The sequence below is a fragment of the Desulfovibrio inopinatus DSM 10711 genome, assembly GCF_000429305.1.
In the GTDB taxonomy this organism is placed as follows: Bacteria; Desulfobacterota; Desulfovibrionia; order Desulfovibrionales; family Desulfovibrionaceae; genus Alteridesulfovibrio; species Alteridesulfovibrio inopinatus.
On record NZ_AUBP01000024.1, the window covers coordinates 103,733 to 122,093 of the forward strand.

Annotated in this window: 21 protein-coding genes; 19 read left to right on the top strand and 2 right to left on the bottom strand. The window is 57.6% G+C overall.

Going from position 1 to position 18,361, the window contains the following annotated elements; translation table 11 throughout:
• Nucleotides 1–47: 47 nt before the first annotated feature.
• From G451_RS32870 to G451_RS34160, 4 genes are all read left to right on the top strand, one after another.
• Nucleotides 48–1,142 carry a hypothetical protein gene (locus tag G451_RS32870; RefSeq protein WP_051261523.1) on the top strand — a complete coding sequence of 365 codons (1,095 nt, stop codon included), beginning with the start codon at nucleotides 48–50 and terminating at the stop codon, nucleotides 1,140–1,142.
• Nucleotides 1,078–1,464, top strand: coding sequence for a hypothetical protein (locus tag G451_RS0114385; protein WP_156921649.1), 387 nt, complete (start codon nucleotides 1,078–1,080; stop codon nucleotides 1,462–1,464). The genes G451_RS32870 and G451_RS0114385 overlap by 65 nt, the downstream gene beginning before the upstream one ends.
• A gap of 162 nt (nucleotides 1,465–1,626) precedes the next feature.
• Nucleotides 1,627–2,070, top strand: coding sequence for a hypothetical protein (locus G451_RS32875; protein ID WP_156921651.1), 444 nt, complete (start codon nucleotides 1,627–1,629; stop codon nucleotides 2,068–2,070).
• 2 nt (nucleotides 2,071–2,072) lie between these two features.
• Nucleotides 2,073–2,396, top strand: a complete 324-nt coding sequence (locus G451_RS34160) for a hypothetical protein (protein WP_156921653.1) — start codon at nucleotides 2,073–2,075, stop codon at nucleotides 2,394–2,396.
• Here the strand turns inward: G451_RS34160 and G451_RS0114395 are convergent.
• The gene (locus G451_RS0114395; protein WP_027184805.1) at nucleotides 2,362–2,703 is read right to left on the bottom strand and encodes a helix-turn-helix domain-containing protein; all 342 of its coding nucleotides are present in this window, start codon (nucleotides 2,701–2,703) and stop codon (nucleotides 2,362–2,364) included. The genes G451_RS34160 and G451_RS0114395 overlap by 35 nt on opposite strands.
• Nucleotides 2,687–2,944: a type II toxin-antitoxin system RelE family toxin gene (locus tag G451_RS0114400; RefSeq protein ID WP_027184806.1), complete on the bottom strand. Its 258-nt coding sequence runs from the start codon at nucleotides 2,942–2,944 to the stop codon at nucleotides 2,687–2,689. Before G451_RS0114400 ends, G451_RS0114395 begins: the two co-directional genes overlap by 17 nt.
• Nucleotides 2,945–3,078: 134 nt before the next feature.
• On the opposite strand from G451_RS0114400, the gene G451_RS29585 reads away from it, so the two are divergent.
• The 15 genes from G451_RS29585 (at nucleotide 3,079) to G451_RS0114475 (ending at nucleotide 18,215) form a co-directional block, all read left to right on the top strand.
• Nucleotides 3,079–3,633 (top strand): glycoside hydrolase family 108 protein, encoded by a 555-nt coding sequence (locus tag G451_RS29585; protein ID WP_051261525.1) that lies wholly within the window; start codon nucleotides 3,079–3,081, stop codon nucleotides 3,631–3,633.
• Between the two features lie 100 nt (nucleotides 3,634–3,733).
• The gene (locus G451_RS0114410) at nucleotides 3,734–3,976 is read left to right on the top strand and encodes a hypothetical protein (protein ID WP_156921654.1); all 243 of its coding nucleotides are present in this window, start codon (nucleotides 3,734–3,736) and stop codon (nucleotides 3,974–3,976) included.
• A gap of 1 nt (nucleotide 3,977) precedes the next feature.
• The gene (locus G451_RS0114415) at nucleotides 3,978–4,268 is read left to right on the top strand and encodes a hypothetical protein (RefSeq protein WP_027184808.1); all 291 of its coding nucleotides are present in this window, start codon (nucleotides 3,978–3,980) and stop codon (nucleotides 4,266–4,268) included.
• Nucleotides 4,269–4,271: 3 nt separating this feature from the next.
• A complete protein-coding gene (locus G451_RS32880) occupies nucleotides 4,272–4,808 on the top strand; it encodes a hypothetical protein (RefSeq protein WP_051261526.1) in 537 nt (178 codons plus the stop codon).
• Complete coding sequence (locus G451_RS29595) at nucleotides 4,789–6,243, top strand: hypothetical protein (protein WP_156921656.1); 1,455 nt, start codon at nucleotides 4,789–4,791, stop codon at nucleotides 6,241–6,243. The genes G451_RS32880 and G451_RS29595 overlap by 20 nt, the downstream gene beginning before the upstream one ends.
• Nucleotides 6,244–6,245: 2 nt before the next feature.
• Entirely contained in the window at nucleotides 6,246–8,675 is a 2,430-nt protein-coding gene (locus G451_RS34805) for a portal protein (protein WP_051261528.1), read from the top strand.
• Entirely contained in the window at nucleotides 8,672–8,914 is a 243-nt protein-coding gene (locus tag G451_RS0114435) for a hypothetical protein (RefSeq protein ID WP_027184809.1), read from the top strand. Before G451_RS34805 ends, G451_RS0114435 begins: the two co-directional genes overlap by 4 nt.
• A gap of 15 nt (nucleotides 8,915–8,929) precedes the next feature.
• A complete protein-coding gene (locus G451_RS0114440; protein WP_027184810.1) occupies nucleotides 8,930–10,066 on the top strand; it encodes a hypothetical protein in 1,137 nt (378 codons plus the stop codon).
• Between the two features lie 28 nt (nucleotides 10,067–10,094).
• A complete protein-coding gene (locus G451_RS0114445) occupies nucleotides 10,095–11,009 on the top strand; it encodes a phage major capsid protein (protein WP_027184811.1) in 915 nt (304 codons plus the stop codon).
• Nucleotides 11,010–11,024: 15 nt separating this feature from the next.
• A complete protein-coding gene (locus G451_RS0114450) occupies nucleotides 11,025–11,447 on the top strand; it encodes a hypothetical protein (protein ID WP_027184812.1) in 423 nt (140 codons plus the stop codon).
• An 11-nt stretch (nucleotides 11,448–11,458) separates the two neighbouring features.
• Complete coding sequence (locus G451_RS0114455; RefSeq protein WP_027184813.1) at nucleotides 11,459–11,650, top strand: hypothetical protein; 192 nt, start codon at nucleotides 11,459–11,461, stop codon at nucleotides 11,648–11,650.
• A complete protein-coding gene (locus G451_RS0114460; protein ID WP_027184814.1) occupies nucleotides 11,647–12,510 on the top strand; it encodes a DUF6682 family protein in 864 nt (287 codons plus the stop codon). Before G451_RS0114455 ends, G451_RS0114460 begins: the two co-directional genes overlap by 4 nt.
• Nucleotides 12,511–12,513: 3 nt before the next feature.
• A complete protein-coding gene (locus G451_RS0114465; RefSeq protein ID WP_027184815.1) occupies nucleotides 12,514–13,173 on the top strand; it encodes a phage adaptor protein in 660 nt (219 codons plus the stop codon).
• Nucleotides 13,173–14,855, top strand: a complete 1,683-nt coding sequence (locus tag G451_RS32885) for a hypothetical protein (RefSeq protein ID WP_051261529.1) — start codon at nucleotides 13,173–13,175, stop codon at nucleotides 14,853–14,855. The genes G451_RS0114465 and G451_RS32885 overlap by 1 nt, the downstream gene beginning before the upstream one ends.
• A gap of 3 nt (nucleotides 14,856–14,858) precedes the next feature.
• Complete coding sequence (locus tag G451_RS0114475; protein WP_027184816.1) at nucleotides 14,859–18,215, top strand: RCC1 domain-containing protein; 3,357 nt, start codon at nucleotides 14,859–14,861, stop codon at nucleotides 18,213–18,215.
• Nucleotides 18,216–18,361 lie beyond the last annotated feature (146 nt).

Here is an 18,361-nt window from a genome sequence, read left to right on the forward strand (position 1 = left end):
GACATGGTTCCGCTCAACGCTGAACCTGCCTCACAAGGGTGTCTATTATGCGTGATTACGGCGTTGTTTATAGTAAGTTCTGGCTGAGAGAAGATGTCATGGAACTGTCCGACAAGGCACGGTTGTTGTTTTTGTATCTTCTCACCGGTCCCCATACAACCCCGTCCGGCTGTTTCCGGTTGCCGCAAGGCTATGCCGCCGCCGATCTCGGGTGGGGCATGAGAACCGTTTCGAAACGGTTCGAGGAACTGTCGTCCAAAGGATTTGTCCTGTGTTGCCCGAACACGGACTGGATTCTCATTCCGAACTTCCTCAAACACAACCCCATCCCCAATCCCAATTGCGGGAAATCCATCGCCAGGCAATTGGAACTTCTGCCGCGTACTTTTGGTTACGTAAACGAGTTAATTGAATCCCTTAGGCCGTTTCGTGAACACTTCCCGGAAGGGTATGTCGAGGGTTACGTGAACGGTTCCGCAAACGGTTCCGTGAACGGTTCACGTAACGGTTCCACAAACGGTTTAGGGAACGGTTTGGCTAATCATAGAACAAAGAACAAAGAACAAGAAGAAGAGAAAAATATATATCGCGCACGCACGCGCGAGGCTGACCCACCCGATTCCCAGGCCGAAAACCCCACATCGCCAGAAGCACCAGCCGAGGGCGAACCACCCGGAATCGAGGGCTACAGCCTGGAATTCTTGGAGTTTTGGGAGGCGTACCCGAACAAGTCCAGCCAGGACGACGCCTGGATTGCCTGGTTGGAACTCAAGAAAAAACGGCAGCATCCGGGGATTTGTGCCCTTCACACCGCTCTTTTGGCTCAAGGCAAGTCGGCCCGTTGGCAGCAAAATGGCGGGCAATTCATTCCCGATCCGGCAAACTGGCTCAGGAAGCGGCGTTGGAAGGACCAGCTTCCGGCAGCGGTGGAGGACGATCACGTCACGCACGATGTCACGGCCATGTCACGCGGACATTCGCGTGACGGTCCCGTGCCGAAAACCTACGCGCAGTGTCAGGACGCGGAACAACGAGACCAAGCGCTCATCGCGCTGGAATACATGCGAGGTCAAAATCATGCCAAGCAAAAGTGCGATCATAGGGGAACTGGCGAAATTCTCCCTGGTTTACCAACGGCGTAGCAGTGAAGCTCTCCAAGCCCTTGTGGAACTGTGGGTTGAAGATCTGGCTGAACTCAACGACGATGCCTTGATACGAGCCTGCGCTCTGGCCAGGAAGAGATGCAAGTTCTGGCCGACTCCAGCTGAGTTGCTTGAGTTTCATGAGCACGCACAGCCGAAATACGAGACCACCCATGTGCCACTTCCAGAATCACCGGAGAAGATCGAAGCCATGGCAAAGCGTAATGCGGCCAGGGCAAGAGATATCCGGCGGGCGTTGCATGGCGGTGAACGCCCGGATTGGATTGCCGCGTTGGATCGGGAACGAGGGCGGATGCAATGAAACCCTGTGACATCAATCCCGCATTGCCCTGTATCGGCCGTTGGGGCTGGTGTCTGGGGCGATGGGACTGGGGTCAGTATGCGGAGACTGATCCGCCGCCGTTGCGGAGTGGGTATGCACATTGCCCTTGGGGGATCAGTGTGCAGGCGTGGGAGGAAGCGCATGACCGAAATCTGGACCGCCGAACAGGCCCGCGAATACTTCCGAACCGGCAGGGAGCCACGTGTTTCCAAAAAGGAAATAACTCGCAAAACAAACCTGCGGCCGCACCGCACGGTCAACGGTCCGCGCGAAAAAAGAATGAACGGCACCGAGGCTCGTTTCGTCTGCGACTACCTGGAACCTCGCAAGCGGGATGGCCTGATACGGAGCTACGGGTTTGAAGCCTGCAAGATCAGGCTGGCCGACTGCGGATGCTGGTACACCCCGGATTTTGTCGCGACGGACAGGGAAGGCGCGACGTGGATCATCGAAGTCAAAGGCGCGTATGAGCGGGAGGATGCCAGGATAAAGCGGCTGGTGGCGGCAAGGTTGGTACGGGCGTGGGGCTGGAAGTTCCTCTTTGCCCAGTGGAAGAAACAGCAATGGGAATATACGGAGCTTTGAGCATGGATTGCCCGAAATGCGGAGCCAAGATGTTGCGTTTGAGTACGACCGGGAACATCCGGTTTAGACTATGTGGACCCTGCGACCATGTCATTGCCACCGTCGAATCTCCAGGGCGGGACTGTCCGTTGTGCGGAGCCGCATCGTTCGCAACAAAGACCGATGGAGCAAGTCGAAAGCGTCGATGCTCCGCCTGTGGCCATGCCTACAGTACGGTGGAGATGATTCAGAGCGTGTATACTGAAGCATCATTGCAAGGTGTTGGCAGGCCTTGGAGAACAGGTGCAAGCTTTAGTCCTGCAATTGACGCCAGTCGACATCCATAGCTGCGCTAATTTTTTTGAGCGTTTTAGGGCGTAAATTGGCATCCTTCGATTCCATTTGCGCATACGCTGACTGTGTTATCTCCATCCGCTCGGCAACGTCGGCTTGAGTTAATCCTAAGTATTCACGCCATGCTCGTACCAGAGAGCAATCACGTTCCTCTTCGATAACAATGACTCCATGTGGGATGGTGACGTTCTCGTCTTGGTCTGCCCCAAACCGTTCGACAAATATTTCCCACGGAATAACGGCGAACTGCGGTTCTCCATTCGGTCCCCGCAAAACTTGGTGTTCAATATGTTCGTTCATCACGTTTTTTGACCTCCTCAATGAAAATGATTCGAATTTCGTTATCCTCGCAGATCGTAAAGAGTACGCGGTAGCGTCCAACACGCAAGCGATAGTCATTTCTTCCGACGAGCGACTTGACGTTGTGGCAATCCGGCCAATTTGCCAGTGTCCCGATAGCGGCAAGTATTGCTTTACGTTGTGTCGCATCAATCCGGCGAAATTGGCGACGTGCTTTCGTGGTCCATTCGATCTCATTCATAAGTTTTTAATAAGTTTTCAATCTGTTTCTGTCAATAAATAGGACGTATTTTTGTTTTTTTGCCAGATAGGCCTATCTAGGTTGATTCTCTTTTAAAAACTCGTTCATGCTCGTCTCAAACTTAGGAGGCGAGCATGAGTCTCAAAACCATCCTGCCTTTCACCCTCAGGGCTGAAGGTGGTGATCGTGTTTCCGATCATCCGTCTGATCCCGGCGGCATTACCAAGTTCGGCATTTCCGACGCCCGCGACGGTCGTAAGGACCGTATGGCGGATCTCAATGGTGACGGCATCGGCGATAAGCCGGTTGTCGATCTGACTATCGAGGACGCCGAGACCATTTACCGCCGCGAGTATTACGACTCACGAGGCTGCGGTGATCTTCCCGAAATCCTCGGCGATGCCCTGTTCGATCATTCCGTTACATCCGGTTCTGCGGCCAAATTGTTTCAGGCCGTGCTCAACGTCCATGGTGCTGATCTTGTTCTCGACGGCGACGTCGGTCCCAAGACCAAGGCCGCCTGTCATGCTGTTGCCGACCGCATTGGTCCTGAAGTCCTTGCTCGCGATATGGCTTTGGCCAGAGCCGGCTTTTACGTCGGATTGTGGGCGAGACGTCCGAAGGATGAGGCGTTTATCAAGGGCTGGCTCAACCGGGTTCGCAATCTGATGCTGTATTTGGGGTTGTAGCCATGAGTTGTGTGCCGAATTTCACGTGTCGTGGTTGTTCCAATCTCATCATTGATCCCAAAGGCCGTTACGTCTGTGTGATGAAACGGAAACAACGGCCATGCAGAGGGAAAGTGTGATGGAATGGATCAACCGTAACCTCTATTCCTTGGTCGCCGTGGCTGTATGTCTGACGGTCTGTGCCGCGTTTCTGACCATGATCGGCGCGACGCTCATGGGATCGAGCCTGCCGGACAAGGCGAGTGAAACGGTCAACTATCTTATCGTTTCGTTGTTTTCATTTGCTTTCGGCTCGTCGGTTGGGAGTCGGCGCAAGGACGACCGACAGCAGGGGAGCCGATAGCATGGCCCTAGTGTGCGATTCCAGCAGCAAGCGAGGCCTGTGTTTGGACCTCAAGATCAATATTCCTTCCTTGCTCGCCATGGGTGGTCTCGTTGTCACCATGCTTTCGTTCGGCCTGGAGCTTGAGCATCGGGTGGAGTCGCTCGAAGTGGCTTCGAAACGTTGGGAACACCAGGGCGAGCAGATCATGGGCGGTGCGCTCAAAATGGAACGACTTGAAACGCGCATGGACGGCATTGAATCGCTTTTGCGCGACATTCGAGACGAACTGCGGCGGCAACGGAAGGGGTAGGTCATGGCGGACGCGAAGAAGACCAGGAAAGCGCCGGACTGGGAGCGCATCGAGCGGGAGTATCGAGCGGGGCTTTTGTCCGTGCGGGAGATCGCTTCTCAGCATGGAACCACGCACGCTTCGATAAACCGACATGCGAAAAAGTACGGTTGGACGAGGGATGTTTCCGAGAGCATCCGACGGGCCGCCAAAACTAAGAGTTCCATGCGTTCCACGGAGCGTTCCACCTGGAACGCGGCCCATGAACGCGAAATAATTGAAGAAGTTTCGGATTTCGCGGCGTCGGTCATCAAGCGACATCAGCATGTTGCGGCTGATCTGCAAGACCTTGTTTCGCAGTTCGCTCAAGAGGTGAAGGTGTCCAATGACAGGCTGTCCGTCAAAACCAAGAACCTGAATAACCTTGTCCAGAGCCTTGACCGCCTGGTCAAGATCGAACGCCAAGCCCTCAACCTCGACGACACGAGTACCAGCGAAAAACAGGCCGAACTCGAAAAATTCATCGACGATATCGCCGACCGTGCAAACGAAACCGCATAGCGCCAGTGCGCCCTCTTTATCGCCTGTGATGACAGGCAACCCCAAAGCTCACGCGGTTCGTGAAGCCATGACCAGAGCGGCGCGTGATCCTGTCTATTTCGTGCGTCTTCTCTTCGGTGCCGAACCATCCGAGCAGCAGGCCGCGATTCTCGACGTCATTGTCGAACCCGGTGCGCATGTTTCGGTGCGTTCGGGGCACGGAACGGGCAAATCCACCACATTGGCCTGGCTCATGCTGTGGTTTCTTACCTTCAACGACAATAGTCGGATTCCCTGCACGGCTCCGACGGCGCATCAGTTGTTCGACGTCCTTTGGCCTGAGATCAAGAAGTGGCACGCCAAAATGCCGCCCGCCATGCGCAGGCTCATTCAGATCGGTGCCGACAGAATCGTCTACACGGGGAAAGGTTCAGACCGGTTCGCCGTGGCTCGAACCGCCCGGAAAGAAAGCCCTGAAGCCTTGCAGGGATTTCACGCCGAGAATCTGCTCTTTGTTGTTGAAGAAGCCTCGGGCGTACCCCAAGAAATATTTGAGGTCGCCGAAGGCGCGTTGTCCACGCCCGGTGCCCGCGTCATCATGATCGGCAACCCGACGCGCACTGAAGGCTATTTTTACGATTCCCATCATAAGATGCGGTCCGAGTGGCGCACATTTCACTTGTCCTGCCTCGATTCGCCGCATGTCGATCCGTCCTACCCAGCCACGATGGAACGCAAATATGGCAAGGATTCGGACGTGTACCGAGTTCGCGTGCTGGGCGAGTTTCCCAAGGCATCAGCTGATGCCCTTATTCCTCTGGGGGATTTGGAAGCGGCTGTGGGCCGTGAAATCAAGCAGAGTAGCGAGACCTTGCGCGTATGCGGCGTGGACGTGGCGCGGTATGGCGACGATGCAAGCGCCGTGGTCGTCCGTCAGGGCAATCTCATTACCTACGCCAAGGACTGGTACGGCCTCGATACCATGGAGACGGCCGGCCAGGTGCATGAGCTGTACAAGCAAAAGCAGTTCGATGTGGCTTGTGTCGATGTCATCGGCATCGGGGCCGGAGTCTATGATCGGCTCAAAGCCCTGAAAGTTCCCTGTGCCGAGGTCAACGTGGCTGAAGCCTCGGCCTTTAGCCGTAAATTTCACCGTCTGCGTGACGAACTCTGGTGGCGTGTCCGCGAGTTCTTTGTAGAACATTTAGGCGGGATTCTACCTGATGCCGGAGCCGCCCAAGACCTCATCGCTGAACTGTCCACCCAGAAATACAAGATCGAGCCTGTCTCGGGCAAAATCAAGGCCTGGTCCAAGGATGAAATGAAGAAGGAAGGACTGCCCAGTCCCAACCTGGCCGATGCCCTGTGTCTCACCTTTTCCGATCATACGGTGCAACGCGCCAAAGCTCGCCGTCGCGGGACTTCCGCCAGGGCGAAAAGGCAATGGATAGCCTGAGTATGTTTGTCCAATCGAACACCGAATATCTGGCCGAACTGGAAGCACAGGCTCGGGCCGAGGACCAGGCGAGACAGGCCGAGCAGGTTGCCGCGTCTCTGGCCGCCTATGTCGAAAAGTGTTGGCAGGCCGCCAAGAACGCCAAGTCCGACATTGAAGAGGTCATGTTCTCCGCCTTGCGTCAGCGTAACGGCGAATACGATCCCGGCATTCTCGAAAAGATCGGCGCGGCCGGCGGGACATCAACTATATATATGATGCTCACTGACGAGAAATGCACGGCGGCCGCGTCCTGGCTTGAAGATATTTTGCTGCCTGCCGATGACAAAGCTTGGGGAACACGACCCACGCCCGTGCCTGATGTGCCGCCGCAGATGGAACAGGCCATCAGTCAGAAAATCATGATGAACGCCCAGCAGATCATGATGCAGACCGGTCAACAGATTCCGCCTCAGGCCATGCAGCAGTTGCTCGAAGAGATGAAGGAGAAGCTCAAACAGCAGGTCGAAAAAGTTGCGGCGTCGGAGGAAGAAAAGATCGAACGGGAGATTGAGGATGTGTTGCTGGAATCGAACTTTCGGCGGGCCTTCCGGGAGTTCATCGACGACCTGGTGACGTTTCCGGCCGCATTTTTGAAGGGACCGTTTATCAAGCTGGAAAAGCGCCTTGTCTGGGGGGCGAATGGGGAGCGTGCAGCCGAGGACACGCAGGTGCTGGGGTTCGAGCGAGTCAGTCCGTTTGATATTTTTCCGGCTCCGCTTTCGCGCACCATGGACGACGGCTACATCATCGAGCGCCACCGTTTCACCCGGTCTGACCTCTTGGACTTGCGCGGCTTGCCCGCGTTCAATGCCGATGAAATCGACATGGTTCTCATGGTTTATCGTTTCGGTGTGGGCGGGTTGCGTCTCGATGCCACGGACACGAATACGCGGGAATATCTCGAAGGCCGACGCAACTGGCAGGATGATCCCGAAGGCCGTTTGGAAGCCTTGCAGTTCTGGGGGCGTGTTCAGGGTTCGATGCTCCTTGAGTACGGCATGGATGACAGTCAGATCCCGGACCCGCTCATGGAGTACGACGCCGAGGTCTGGATTGTCGGCGGACGGGTTATCAAGGCTGAGTTGAACGGCGATCCTCTGGGACGTCGGCCCTATCACAAGGCCTGTCTGCGCAATAAACCGGGCTCGTTCTGGGGGCAATCCATCCCGCAGCTTATCCGGGACGTGCAGGACGTGTGCAACGCGGCGGCCCGGAATCTAGTCGATAACGTGGCCATGTCGAGCGGTCCTCAGGTCATGGTCGATGTGTCGGCGTTGCAGGAGGGTGAGCCTGTCGAGGATATCCGGCCGTGGCGAGTGTGGCCCATCAATCGTTATGACATGGGCGGAGCATCGGCCAAACCGATCGAATTTTACCAACCGCCGATTGTCGTCAATGAACTCATGGCGCTCTATCAATGGGCCGCTGCCGAAGCCGACAACAAGAGCGGCATTCCCAAGTATTCCTATGGTCAGGGCGGCGAGAGCGGCGCTTTAAAAACCGCCACAGGGCTGTCCATGATGATGAAGGCGGCCACGAAGCAGATTCAGCAGGTCGTGCGTAATATCGACAACGATGTGGTCGAACCGGTCATTAATCGGGTGTTCGAGTATCTCATTTACTTCTTCAACAAGCCCTACCGGGGCGACATCAAACTGATTGCACGCGGTTCGTCCGGCGTTCTGGTCAAGGAACAGCTCCAGGTGCGGCGCAACGAGTTTCTGCAACTCGTGTTGTCCAGTCCCATTGTCCATCAGATCGTCGGCGACATGGGCATTGCCGAGCTGTTGCGTGCTCATGTGCGTGATCTCGACATCAATGCCGACGATGTCGTGCCCACTCCCGAACAGATTCAGCAGCAAGCCATGATGCGTCAAATGCAGATGATGCAGATGGCCCGGCAGCAACAGGCCATGGCGGCGGCTCAAGGCAAGGGGCAACCGGGAAAGCCGCAAAAGCCCCAGCAACTTGAAGCGTCCGGCGCGACCAAGGGCGGGAAACAGGCCGCCCTGTTCGGTGGGGCGCGGGCTATGGGCGGACCGGTCGAGGAAGGACAAGCCTATCTTGTCGGGGAGGACGGCCCGGAGATCATCGTTCCTGACGAGGACGGCACCGTCATTCCCAACGCCAATACCTTCCAGTCCCGCGATCCGTCATCTCCGATGTCCCTTATGGGCGACAGCCAGCGTAACGCCATTCTCGGCCAGCTTGCCCAGCGCGGCGAGCAACTGGAGTGGGGTGGCAAGTCCTATGATCCGCGCAGTTTGATGAGCCAGCAGGTCGCCCAACGCTTTGGATTCCAGGACGAGCAGACCGGGACTATTGATCCCCGGTTCCAGCAGGTCTTTGATTATGCCTTTAACCTCGCTCAAGGCGGTGCATCCCGATGAGTACACCCAAGATTTCCGACGACAAAGCCCGCGTGGCCAGGGCCATTGCCCGGCTCAAGATACATGAGGATTGGTCAACCTTCGAGGGCTGGCTTCGTCAGAGTCTCGATGCGGCCAAAGAGGCGGTTGTCTGGAACGACAATCCCGAAATCATGCGCCAGAACCAGGGCAAGGCCCGGCAACTGGAAAACATTCTCACTAAAATCGAGCAGGCCGAGGATATCGCCCGGCAGGCATAAAGAAGGAATTTCAACATGGAAAAGACCCAGGATTCCCACACGGCCCACATCCCGAAAACCATACTCGACCAGGATCGAGCGGCGGACGAGCTGATGCGGAAACTGCGTGAGGACAAGGACGGCCGAAGTAACGACGCGGAGACTCAAGATGAAGCCCGCGTTGATGTTTCGGAACCCCATGTTGACGAGGTCGAGGCCCGTCAGGATGAGCAGCAGGAACGGCAATCCCAGGATCAACCGGATTTCGAAACCAAGGACAGCGAGGATGATGCTGGCTCGGAGACGCAAGAGCATCCTGTGGACCAGACCCATCCAGCTCAACAGACTGATCCTTGGGAACAGCGCTACCGGACGATCGAAGGGAAATACCGTGCCGAAACCGCCGCCATGCGCGAGCAGATCGGCCAGCTGCAAACCTCGCTCAATCAGGCTCTGACGCTTCTTCAACAGCACCAGCAGACGCCGACCACCGACCAGACGCCGCAGCGGTCCGCCCATGAGCAGCAAGGGACGGACCAGACTGTGGACACGGACACCGGTTTCTATGGCCTGAAAGAGGATGAGCTGGTGGACACCTTCGGCCCCGAGGTCGCGGCCGCGATGATCAGGTCTCACCGAAGGCAGCAGGAGGAACTTCACACGTTGCGCGAGCAGATCGGCGGCATCAGCCAGACCGTGCGCGTATCGCAACAGGAGCGCCTCCAGCATGCCTTCAGGGAGACCATGGCCCGCGACGTGCCGAACTTCGAAGACATCAACAACGACCCCGCATTCCGGGACTATCTCTTAGATGCAAACCCGTTCGACCCGGCCGGGAGTTCTCGATGGGAGACGTTGGCGGCGGCCATCAACAGCGGGAATTTCCGCCCGGCTGTCGCGATGTTTCAGGAGTTCGACGCGCACAGGAAGGCGGCTACGCCGCAACAGCAACCCAAGCCACAGAGTCAACGGCCCATGGCCCCGAATCTTCAGCCATCGAAGACAGGTGCACCGGGTAATGCAGCACAGGATGGGCGAACACACTTCACTCGGGCGCAGATAAACAGGTTGTACGACGATGCGCGTAAGGGAGCTTACCGGGGTCGGGAAGCCGAGTTTCAACGAATCGAAGCCGATATTGCCACAGCATTTGCCGAAGGGCGTGTGCGGTGATGTCGTAAAATAAGAAGGAGCCAATATCATGGCGATTCCCGCAACTTCCGGGGCAGTTCAGTACAGCGGGACGTTTGTGCCCGAAGTCTGGTCCGGCAAAATCAACTACAAGTTTTATGACGCCTCGACCGTTCAGGCTATTACCAACTCGAATTGGGAAGGTGAGGTCAAGAACGTCGGAGACAAGGTCATTATCCGTCAGAAACCCGATATCGTCATCACCGACTATGAAAAGTACGGGGTTCTGCCCACACAGCATCCCGACGCCCCGACACTGGAATTGCTGGTGGACCGGGCGAAAGCCTTTTCTGCCCAGGTGGACGATATCGACGCCCATCAGAGCGACGTCAACCTGATGAATATGTTCTCGGAAGACGCGTCCGAGCAGATGAAGATCGTCATCGACACCGAAGTGTTGGGTGAAATCTATGCCGACGCCAGCGCCGAAAACGTCGGAACGACAGCCGGTCGCAAGTCCGGCAACATCAACCTGGGAACGACCGGGTCTCCGGTCGCACTGACCAAGGTCAATGTCATCGACTACATTGTCGATCTCGGCCAGGTGCTCGACGAGCAGAATGTCCCGGAAACCGGACGCTGGATGGTCATTCCTGCCTGGTTCCGCTCGCTCATCATGAAAAGCGACCTCAAGGACGCCAGCCTGACCGGCGACGGCAAGTCCATTCTCCGTAACGGCCGTATCGGCATGATCGATCGGTTCGAACTGTATTCCTCGAACCTGCTGCCGACCTACGCCGCCGATTCCGCCACCTACATCATGGCCGGACAGAAGTCGTCCACGACGTTTGCCGCCCAGCTGGCCAAGGTCCGCTACAAGGAACCGAGTCAGACCTTCGGGCAACTCATTCAGGGACTCAACGTCTATGGATTCAAGGTCAACAAACCCGAAGCCCTGGCCGTTTTGTACGCCACCAAGGGCTAAAGGGAGGAGTGAACTATGGCTACCATTGATCTGACGCAAGGCAAAAGCGTTCCCTACGCCGCTCCGGCTCGTGTGTTCGTCCTGCGCAAGCGGGTGGACTTCAGTCAGCATAATGCCGGAGCCGGCGACACCGTGAGCCTGTTCGATCTCCCTGCCGGCACCTGGGTTCTGGGAGCCGGTTGGAAGGTTGCCACAGTCGAGGGCGCGGCCTGTACCGCCGATTTGGGCGACAGCGGCAGCGTCACCCAGTTCGGAAGCAACATCGATCTCAATGCGGCTTCGCACGGCATGTCCGCTCTGGTCGAGGGCACGCCCAATACCATGGGCAAGCTCTACACGAGCGACGGCACGGTTCTTATGACGATGGACAATGCCGCCAGTTCGGCTGTCGTTGACGTGGCGCTCTTGTGCTGTGCCTACACCGCCGACGTCATTTAGGAGGTTTCATTATGTCCGATATCCGAAAGCCGGGAAGGTATCTGCGCAATCCACGGACGGGCGTTGTCTGGCCGTGGACCCAGGCGCTTTCCCGGCGTTCGGATCTGGTTGAGGTCGTGGTGGAGAACTCCGCTACATCGACCGGGTCTGAACCTGAAGAAAGCGTGTCTGCCAAGAAACCCGGACAAGGAAAATCGAAATGAGCGTTCGCGTTGCCGATATCCTCTGGCGTATGGCCCAGACCATGAACGATGAGGATCACCTCACGTGGACATGGGCCGAGAAACTGGACGGGATCAACGCCGCCCAGCGCTTGCTTGTGCTCGACAAGCCGGATGCAACGGCAACGCGGACCATTCTTGAACTACGGCCAGGGACACAGCAGACTATTCCCGACGACGGCATCATGCTGCTGCGCCTTATCCGTAATATCGGCAGTCTGGGCGGTCAGATCATCACCCTGACCGACTGGGATGCCCTTGGTGTGGAAATTGGGAACTGGATGCAGTTGGACGCGTCTTCGGTTGTCCGTAACTACCTCTTTGACCAGAACCAGCCTACGGCCTTCGACGTGTTGCCGCCCAACGACGGCACCGGACAGGTTGAACTCATTTATTCGCGTGCGCCGAATCCCGTGGCCGTGGGGCAGACGGTCTTTCAGGCCGCCTATGGCTATCCCCTGGACTGGTATGTCGCTCCAAACGCCGAGAACGGCATGGGCTACCGGACTATTGTCGCCGGGAGTGCCGGATCAACGGAACCGACCTGGCCGACCACGGTGGGCGAAACCGTGACGAGTGGAGCGGCTGTCTTTCGGTGCGAGGGACAAGCCCTTTTGGATGTGCCCGACACCTATGTCGAGTTCGTGTTCTTCATGGCCATGGCCATGTGCTATTTCAAGGAAGCCGCCTACGCCGGGAACGTCTCTCAAGCCCAGTTGCACGCCCAGACCGCCTATTCGTTGATCGGTCTCAAGGAAAAAGCCGAGTCCTTCAACAATCCCAACGCCAAATCCCTGCTGACGAGCCAGGCCGCCAAGGCCGAAGCCGCTGCCGCGAGGTGAGCCATGGCTGTTTCCCTGTACGACTTTTTGCCTTTGATCAAACCCATCATCCCCAATGTGTCCGACATTCAGGCGGTCTATCACCTGCGTCGGGCGCTCATCATGTTCTGCGAGGACACGCTCTTGTGGCTGAAAGAGGAGACCGGGCTCGATGTGGTGGCGGGACAACGGGAGTATGCGCTTTCGCCCGACGCGGGAACCGCCGTCGTCACGGTCGTTGACGCCGCCATCGGGGACAAGCGGCTTGTGGCCATGCCCGAGCATGTCCTGTTGCGTTCCTATGATGCCTGGGATGCGCCTGAGGCCGATACGTCGAGCTATTACTTTTTGAATCAGGCCAAAGCCTTCATGCTGTTCCCCACACCAGCGGAGGACCAAGCCGGGGCGCTGACGGTCCACTATGCGGTCAAACCGCAATATGCTTCCAGTGACCTTTCCGTTGACGATTACCTGCTCGATGACTGGGGCGAATATCTCGCGTCCGGCGCGGCCGCCAGTCTCCAGCGTCAGCCGGGCAAGCCGTGGACGTCGCCTCAGGACGCAACCGGCAATTATCAGCTTTTCCGGTCCGGCATCGTCAAAGCCCGGATCAAGTCCAGTGCCTCGTTCACCACGGCCCGGCCGTTGGTCAAACGTCCCATATTTACTGGTCGGGGTGTCTGATGCTGCTCAACCTGCGCTACTTTCAGGGCGAGGCTCCGCGCTATGGGGAAAACCAGATTGCCTACAACCAGGCGTCCCTTGCCCGCAATACGAATTTGCGAAACCGCAATATCAAAGGATGGAAAGACGACGCCGAGGTCATGACGCCGTCGGATGCGGGTGTGATTACCTTTTTCAAGGTGCTTTCCACCGGTGTCTATCTCACGTCGGAAAACGATGTGGACGCAGTGTTTTATCCTTCCGGCAAAACGAACGACCGGCTGGAACGGCTCTATCTCACCGGTTGGGGGGATGTGCCGCAGATCGCTTTTCACGATGAAATGGTGGCCGAGACAACAACATTGCCGGCCGAGGCGATTCGGCCTCTTGGCATTCCGGCCCCGGATTCCGTGCTGTTGGCTCTGGTCTCCGACGCGGGCACGGGAGACGAGGAAGACCGGTACTATGTCTACACCTTCGTCTCGGACATTGGTGAGGAAGGACCGGCCAGCGACGTCTCCAATCTGTGCGCATGCAGTCACGACGGCACGGTCCAGCTGTCCAACATTGCCGTGCCACCAATCGAATATACCTGGATCACCAACGTTCGAATCTACCGCACGCTGACAACCGAGGCCGGAGCGACCGAGTTCTTTTTCGTGGCTGAGATCGATGCCGGATTAACGACGTATGCCGACAGCGTGACGGACAGTGATCTTGTCGAACCCCTGTATTCCACGGACTGGCTTGCGCCGGCCGAGGATATGACGGGGCTTATCGTCACCGGTATGGGCTCACTGGCCGGGTTCAGAGACAACGAGGTCTGTTTTTCCGAGCCGTACTACCCGCATGCCTGGCCGGAAAAGTACCGCTATGTTTTCGATGCCAAGGTGGTCGGTCTGGGCGTGTACGACACCACGGTTGTCGTCTGCACCGAGGAACATCCCTATCTGATGTCCGGCTCCTATCCCGACGAACTGACCCCGGTAAAGCTGCCATATCCCCAGGGTTGCGTCAGTAAGCGGGGCATCATCTCCATGGGAAGCGGCGTCCTCTATCCTTCGCCCGACGGCATCATTCAGGTTGCGCCGGACGGATCGGTCCAGAATATCACGTCGGGCCTGCTCAAACGCCGGGACTGGCAGGCCATGGAGCCCAAGACCATCCGAGCGACTTTTCACGACGGGTTTTATCTCGCCTGTTACGGCACGCCGAATGACGGCGGAGCCGGTTTCATCTTCGATCCGAGCGACGCCGACGCCACCTTCACGCGCCTGTCAGCCTGTTACACCGCTTTAGCCGAAGCCGGCATCGAGGACGCCCTCTATGCCATAAGCAAGGATGCCGAGGGAAACAACCGCATTGTCTTGGTGTTCGGTGCGGAGTGCGCCTTCAAGACGTTCACCTGGAAAAGCGCGGATTTCCTCTTTGAGGAAAATCACACCATGACCGCCTTCAAGATCATCGGGAGGATCATCGACGAATGCGACCAGTACGATCCACCGTCATACGGCCCGACCCCGCCCATAGACGGCTGTACGCCCTGTTATCTGGAAGAGGTCCAGGTCTTCGGCACGCATGCTTTCCTTGGTGCCGGACCGCTTACCCTATCAACCGTCCCCACCGACGCGGCCGTGTACTGCGAACAACCCGAGTTCAAAGCGGAATGCGGCCCGGGCTGCATTTTCAGCTGTATGGATTAAGGCATGTATAAGACCTGGCATTTCACACAGGAAACAAGCGGTCATTGTATTGGCATCGGTGATAACGCGTCCGGTCAGCTTGGTAGTGGGGATACCGTCAGCCGGAACTACGCTTTTAAATTGAATGACACGGTCTACAATTTTCAGAAGTACGCCAACGGCAAGGATCATACGCTGGCTATCGACGATACGGGTCGATTGTGGGGGTGGGGAAAGGATACCCATGGACAGCTTCTCGGCAACGGGGATTCCCTGGTTCCGGTTTTGCTCGATGACACCAAAACATGGTGGGCCATTGCAGCCGGAGACGGCGTGTCGTTCGGCAGTGTTCTCGAAGGACCGGGACTTCTGGCCTATGTCGGCGATCCGCCCGACCATAACGTCTATGCCTGGGGCAACGGGGCGAACGGCCTTCTCGGGCTGGGAACGACAGACAGTCACAGCGCCATGCAGGCGGTGATGTTTCCGAACCATTGCAAGCCGTTTATCCGGTCCATTGCCGTGTCCTGCGAAGACCCTGCCCATGTTGTCTGCGCCGACGGCAATCTGTGGACATTCGCCTGGGGAGACAACAGCTATGGTCAACTCGGTATCGACAATACCGTAGATACGCTTCCGGCAAGCGCCACTATTCCGGTCGAACTCCACTGGCTGACAACGGATTACGACGCACCGCTTGGCGTTCAGGCCGTGGCCGCCGGTGTCGGGTTCACGGCCGTCATCGACCTTGACTACAACTTGTTCGTTTTCGGTCGGGACATCAACGGTGTCCTTGGTGCGGGAACCGTCGGCGGCGACCGGAGCCGGCCGTATCGCATCACACGCTGTGAATATTTCTGGCACAAAGTGGCGGCGGGCAAGGATCATCTCTTGGCCGTGTCCGCAGACAATACGGTCTTTGCCTGGGGCAGTAATGATCGGGGGCAGTGCGGGGCGGAAAGCGCCCACACGTTGTATGATCGACCCGAACCGATTCAGGATGGAAGCACGGGCACCATTGATCGGCTTGAAGCCGGTGACGGCGTGTCGGGGTTCACGGTGGACACGAATACCCCGGATGGCGCGACCAACGATTTTAGCGATACCTGTGTTGCCTCCGACCCCGATTTGTCGAGCAGCGGGGACCAGGGACATCCTCGCAATATCTACCAGTTCACCGGAGCCATGGGAGCTTTGGCTTCCATCCTGACCAATATCGGCCTGGGCGATGCCGCCATGGGTTCCCTGTATGCCGGGGGCGAGAACGTCCTGTTCTATCGATATCACATCGAGCAGATGCGCCTCTATGGCTGGGGAATCAACGCCAACGGCGAACTCGGTATTTATAACGCCGATACGGTCCTCAATTCCTCGCCGGCAACCTCCGCCGTGGGACGGTGGGACGCGGTGTCCATCGGCAAGGTCCATGTCGTGGCCATCAAGGACGGCGCACTCTACGCCTGGGGCAAAAACGACCAGGGACAGGTGGGGGCCTATACCGCTGGAGCCGTCGTCCTGTTTCCTCTCCGGCTTGAGCCGGTGGACTGCGACGGCAATTGCATCGGACAAACGTTTTTCGACTGTGCCGCCGGTCCGGGATTCAGTTTGGCGCTGGCCAATACGGTTCAGTCGAAAAATGGCGTCCTGTTCGGTTGGGGGAGCAACGCCGACGGCTGTTTGGGACCGGATTTACCCGCGACGGTGTCTCGTCCGACGATGTGCGCCGCGTCGGCCGAGGCGACGTGGTCCTGGGAAGGGTTCACCAAGGTCGTGACCGCGCAGGATGGAGAACCCTTTTGTGCCGGCATTATGATTACGGATCTTTTTACCTGGGGACGCAATACCTACGGTCAGCTTGGCTTAAACGACACCACGGACAGGAATGCACCGACGCTTTTTGAGGGCGACAACTGGAACGAATCGCTTTGGGGGATTCTCAAGGATGTCGCTTTGGGCAAGCAGTTCATGGCGGTTCTCACGCTTTCCGGCCGCATTCTGACGTGCGGCCAGGGGAGCAACTACAAACTCGGACACGGGGATGACACGGCTGACAGATACCAGCTGACTCAGGTCGGAACATGCACTCTGTTTACCCGTGTGGCCTGCGGCGACGAACACGTTGTCGCTCTGGCCGAGGATGGTGCGCTCATCACCTGGGGCTACGGTACGACCAAGGTGCCGACGATTCGCGATGACGGGACGGCCGGCTCGTTCACCCATGCCTCATGCGGTTCCACGTTCTCGGTTGTTGCCAAGAATCTCGCCGTTCCCGGAGCCGGAACGACCAAGGATGACCCGTGTATCGCCGCCAGCGCGGTTACGGCCGGGCTTTATCTCTTTGGTACCGGTGCCAACAAGTGCGGTATGGGAGGCGCGACCCCATTTCAAATTCCGTCCGAACAGACCAATCTTGTCGGCCAGGAATTCATTCTCAGTGGCCGCAACGCCGATTTCACCGCCATCGGCCAGACCGACGACACCGTCTACATCTGGGGAGACAACAACAGCTACGGTGTCCACGGCGACGGCACGACAACCGCCAAGAACGTCCCGACGGAAATCGTTTCTCCCGTTTTCGTCCAAATGTCCGTCGGTCAGACGCATGCGTTGGCCATTGACGCCACCGGGGCCATGTGGGCTTGCGGCTACAATTATTGGGGGCAACTCGGACTTGGCGACCGCACATCCCGCAACACCTGGACCCAGGTCGGTTCGGACGTGGATTGGGCCGAGGTCTCGGCCGGCTATGATGTGTCCCTGGCTCGTAAGGCCGACGGCACCATTCACGCGGCGGGATATGGCTACTACGGCTCTCTCGGCGTGGCCACGGCACCGTTGTACCAAAGTATCTTTGAACAGATCGGCACCTTCAATAACTGGGTGCGGGTCGAATGCGGCATGTATTACCAGTGCCATGCCATAAGTTCATCCGGCGACCTCTACGCCTGGGGCTACAATGATTCCGGCCGGCTGGGACTGGGCGACACCACTCAGCGAAACGAACCGGTCCAGGTGACGGGTGTTTCCGGGGTCAAGAAGATCGCCACCAATTTCGGGCATACGCTCGTCATTGACGGCGATGACCTTCTCTTTGCCTGGGGCAAGGACGATTACGGCAAACTCGGAGACAGCAACACGGCAAGTCAGCCTTCCCCCATCCAGATCGGCACGGAGACCTGGCTCGAAATCGCGGCCGGGCTTCAGCACAGTCTGGGCATCAAGAAGGCGGACAACTCGCTCTGGGCCTGGGGTCGGAATCTCTCCTACGAATGCGGCCTGACCGATACCGGCAACAAGACGCAGCCCACCCTGGTCCATAACACAGCCTCATGGATACGGGTTTATGCCGGGGCCTACGTCTCCTTCGCCACGAGGTCATGATTATGGCAACGCCTCCAGCTTTAATCTTCCGACTCTACGTGGATGGGGAGCTCATTCACGAAAACTCCGATGTCACACTTGGGATGATCCTGCGCCTGCCGTCCCGGTACAAGGGGCGGCGCGTGTCCGTGGAAATCGAGGGCAGC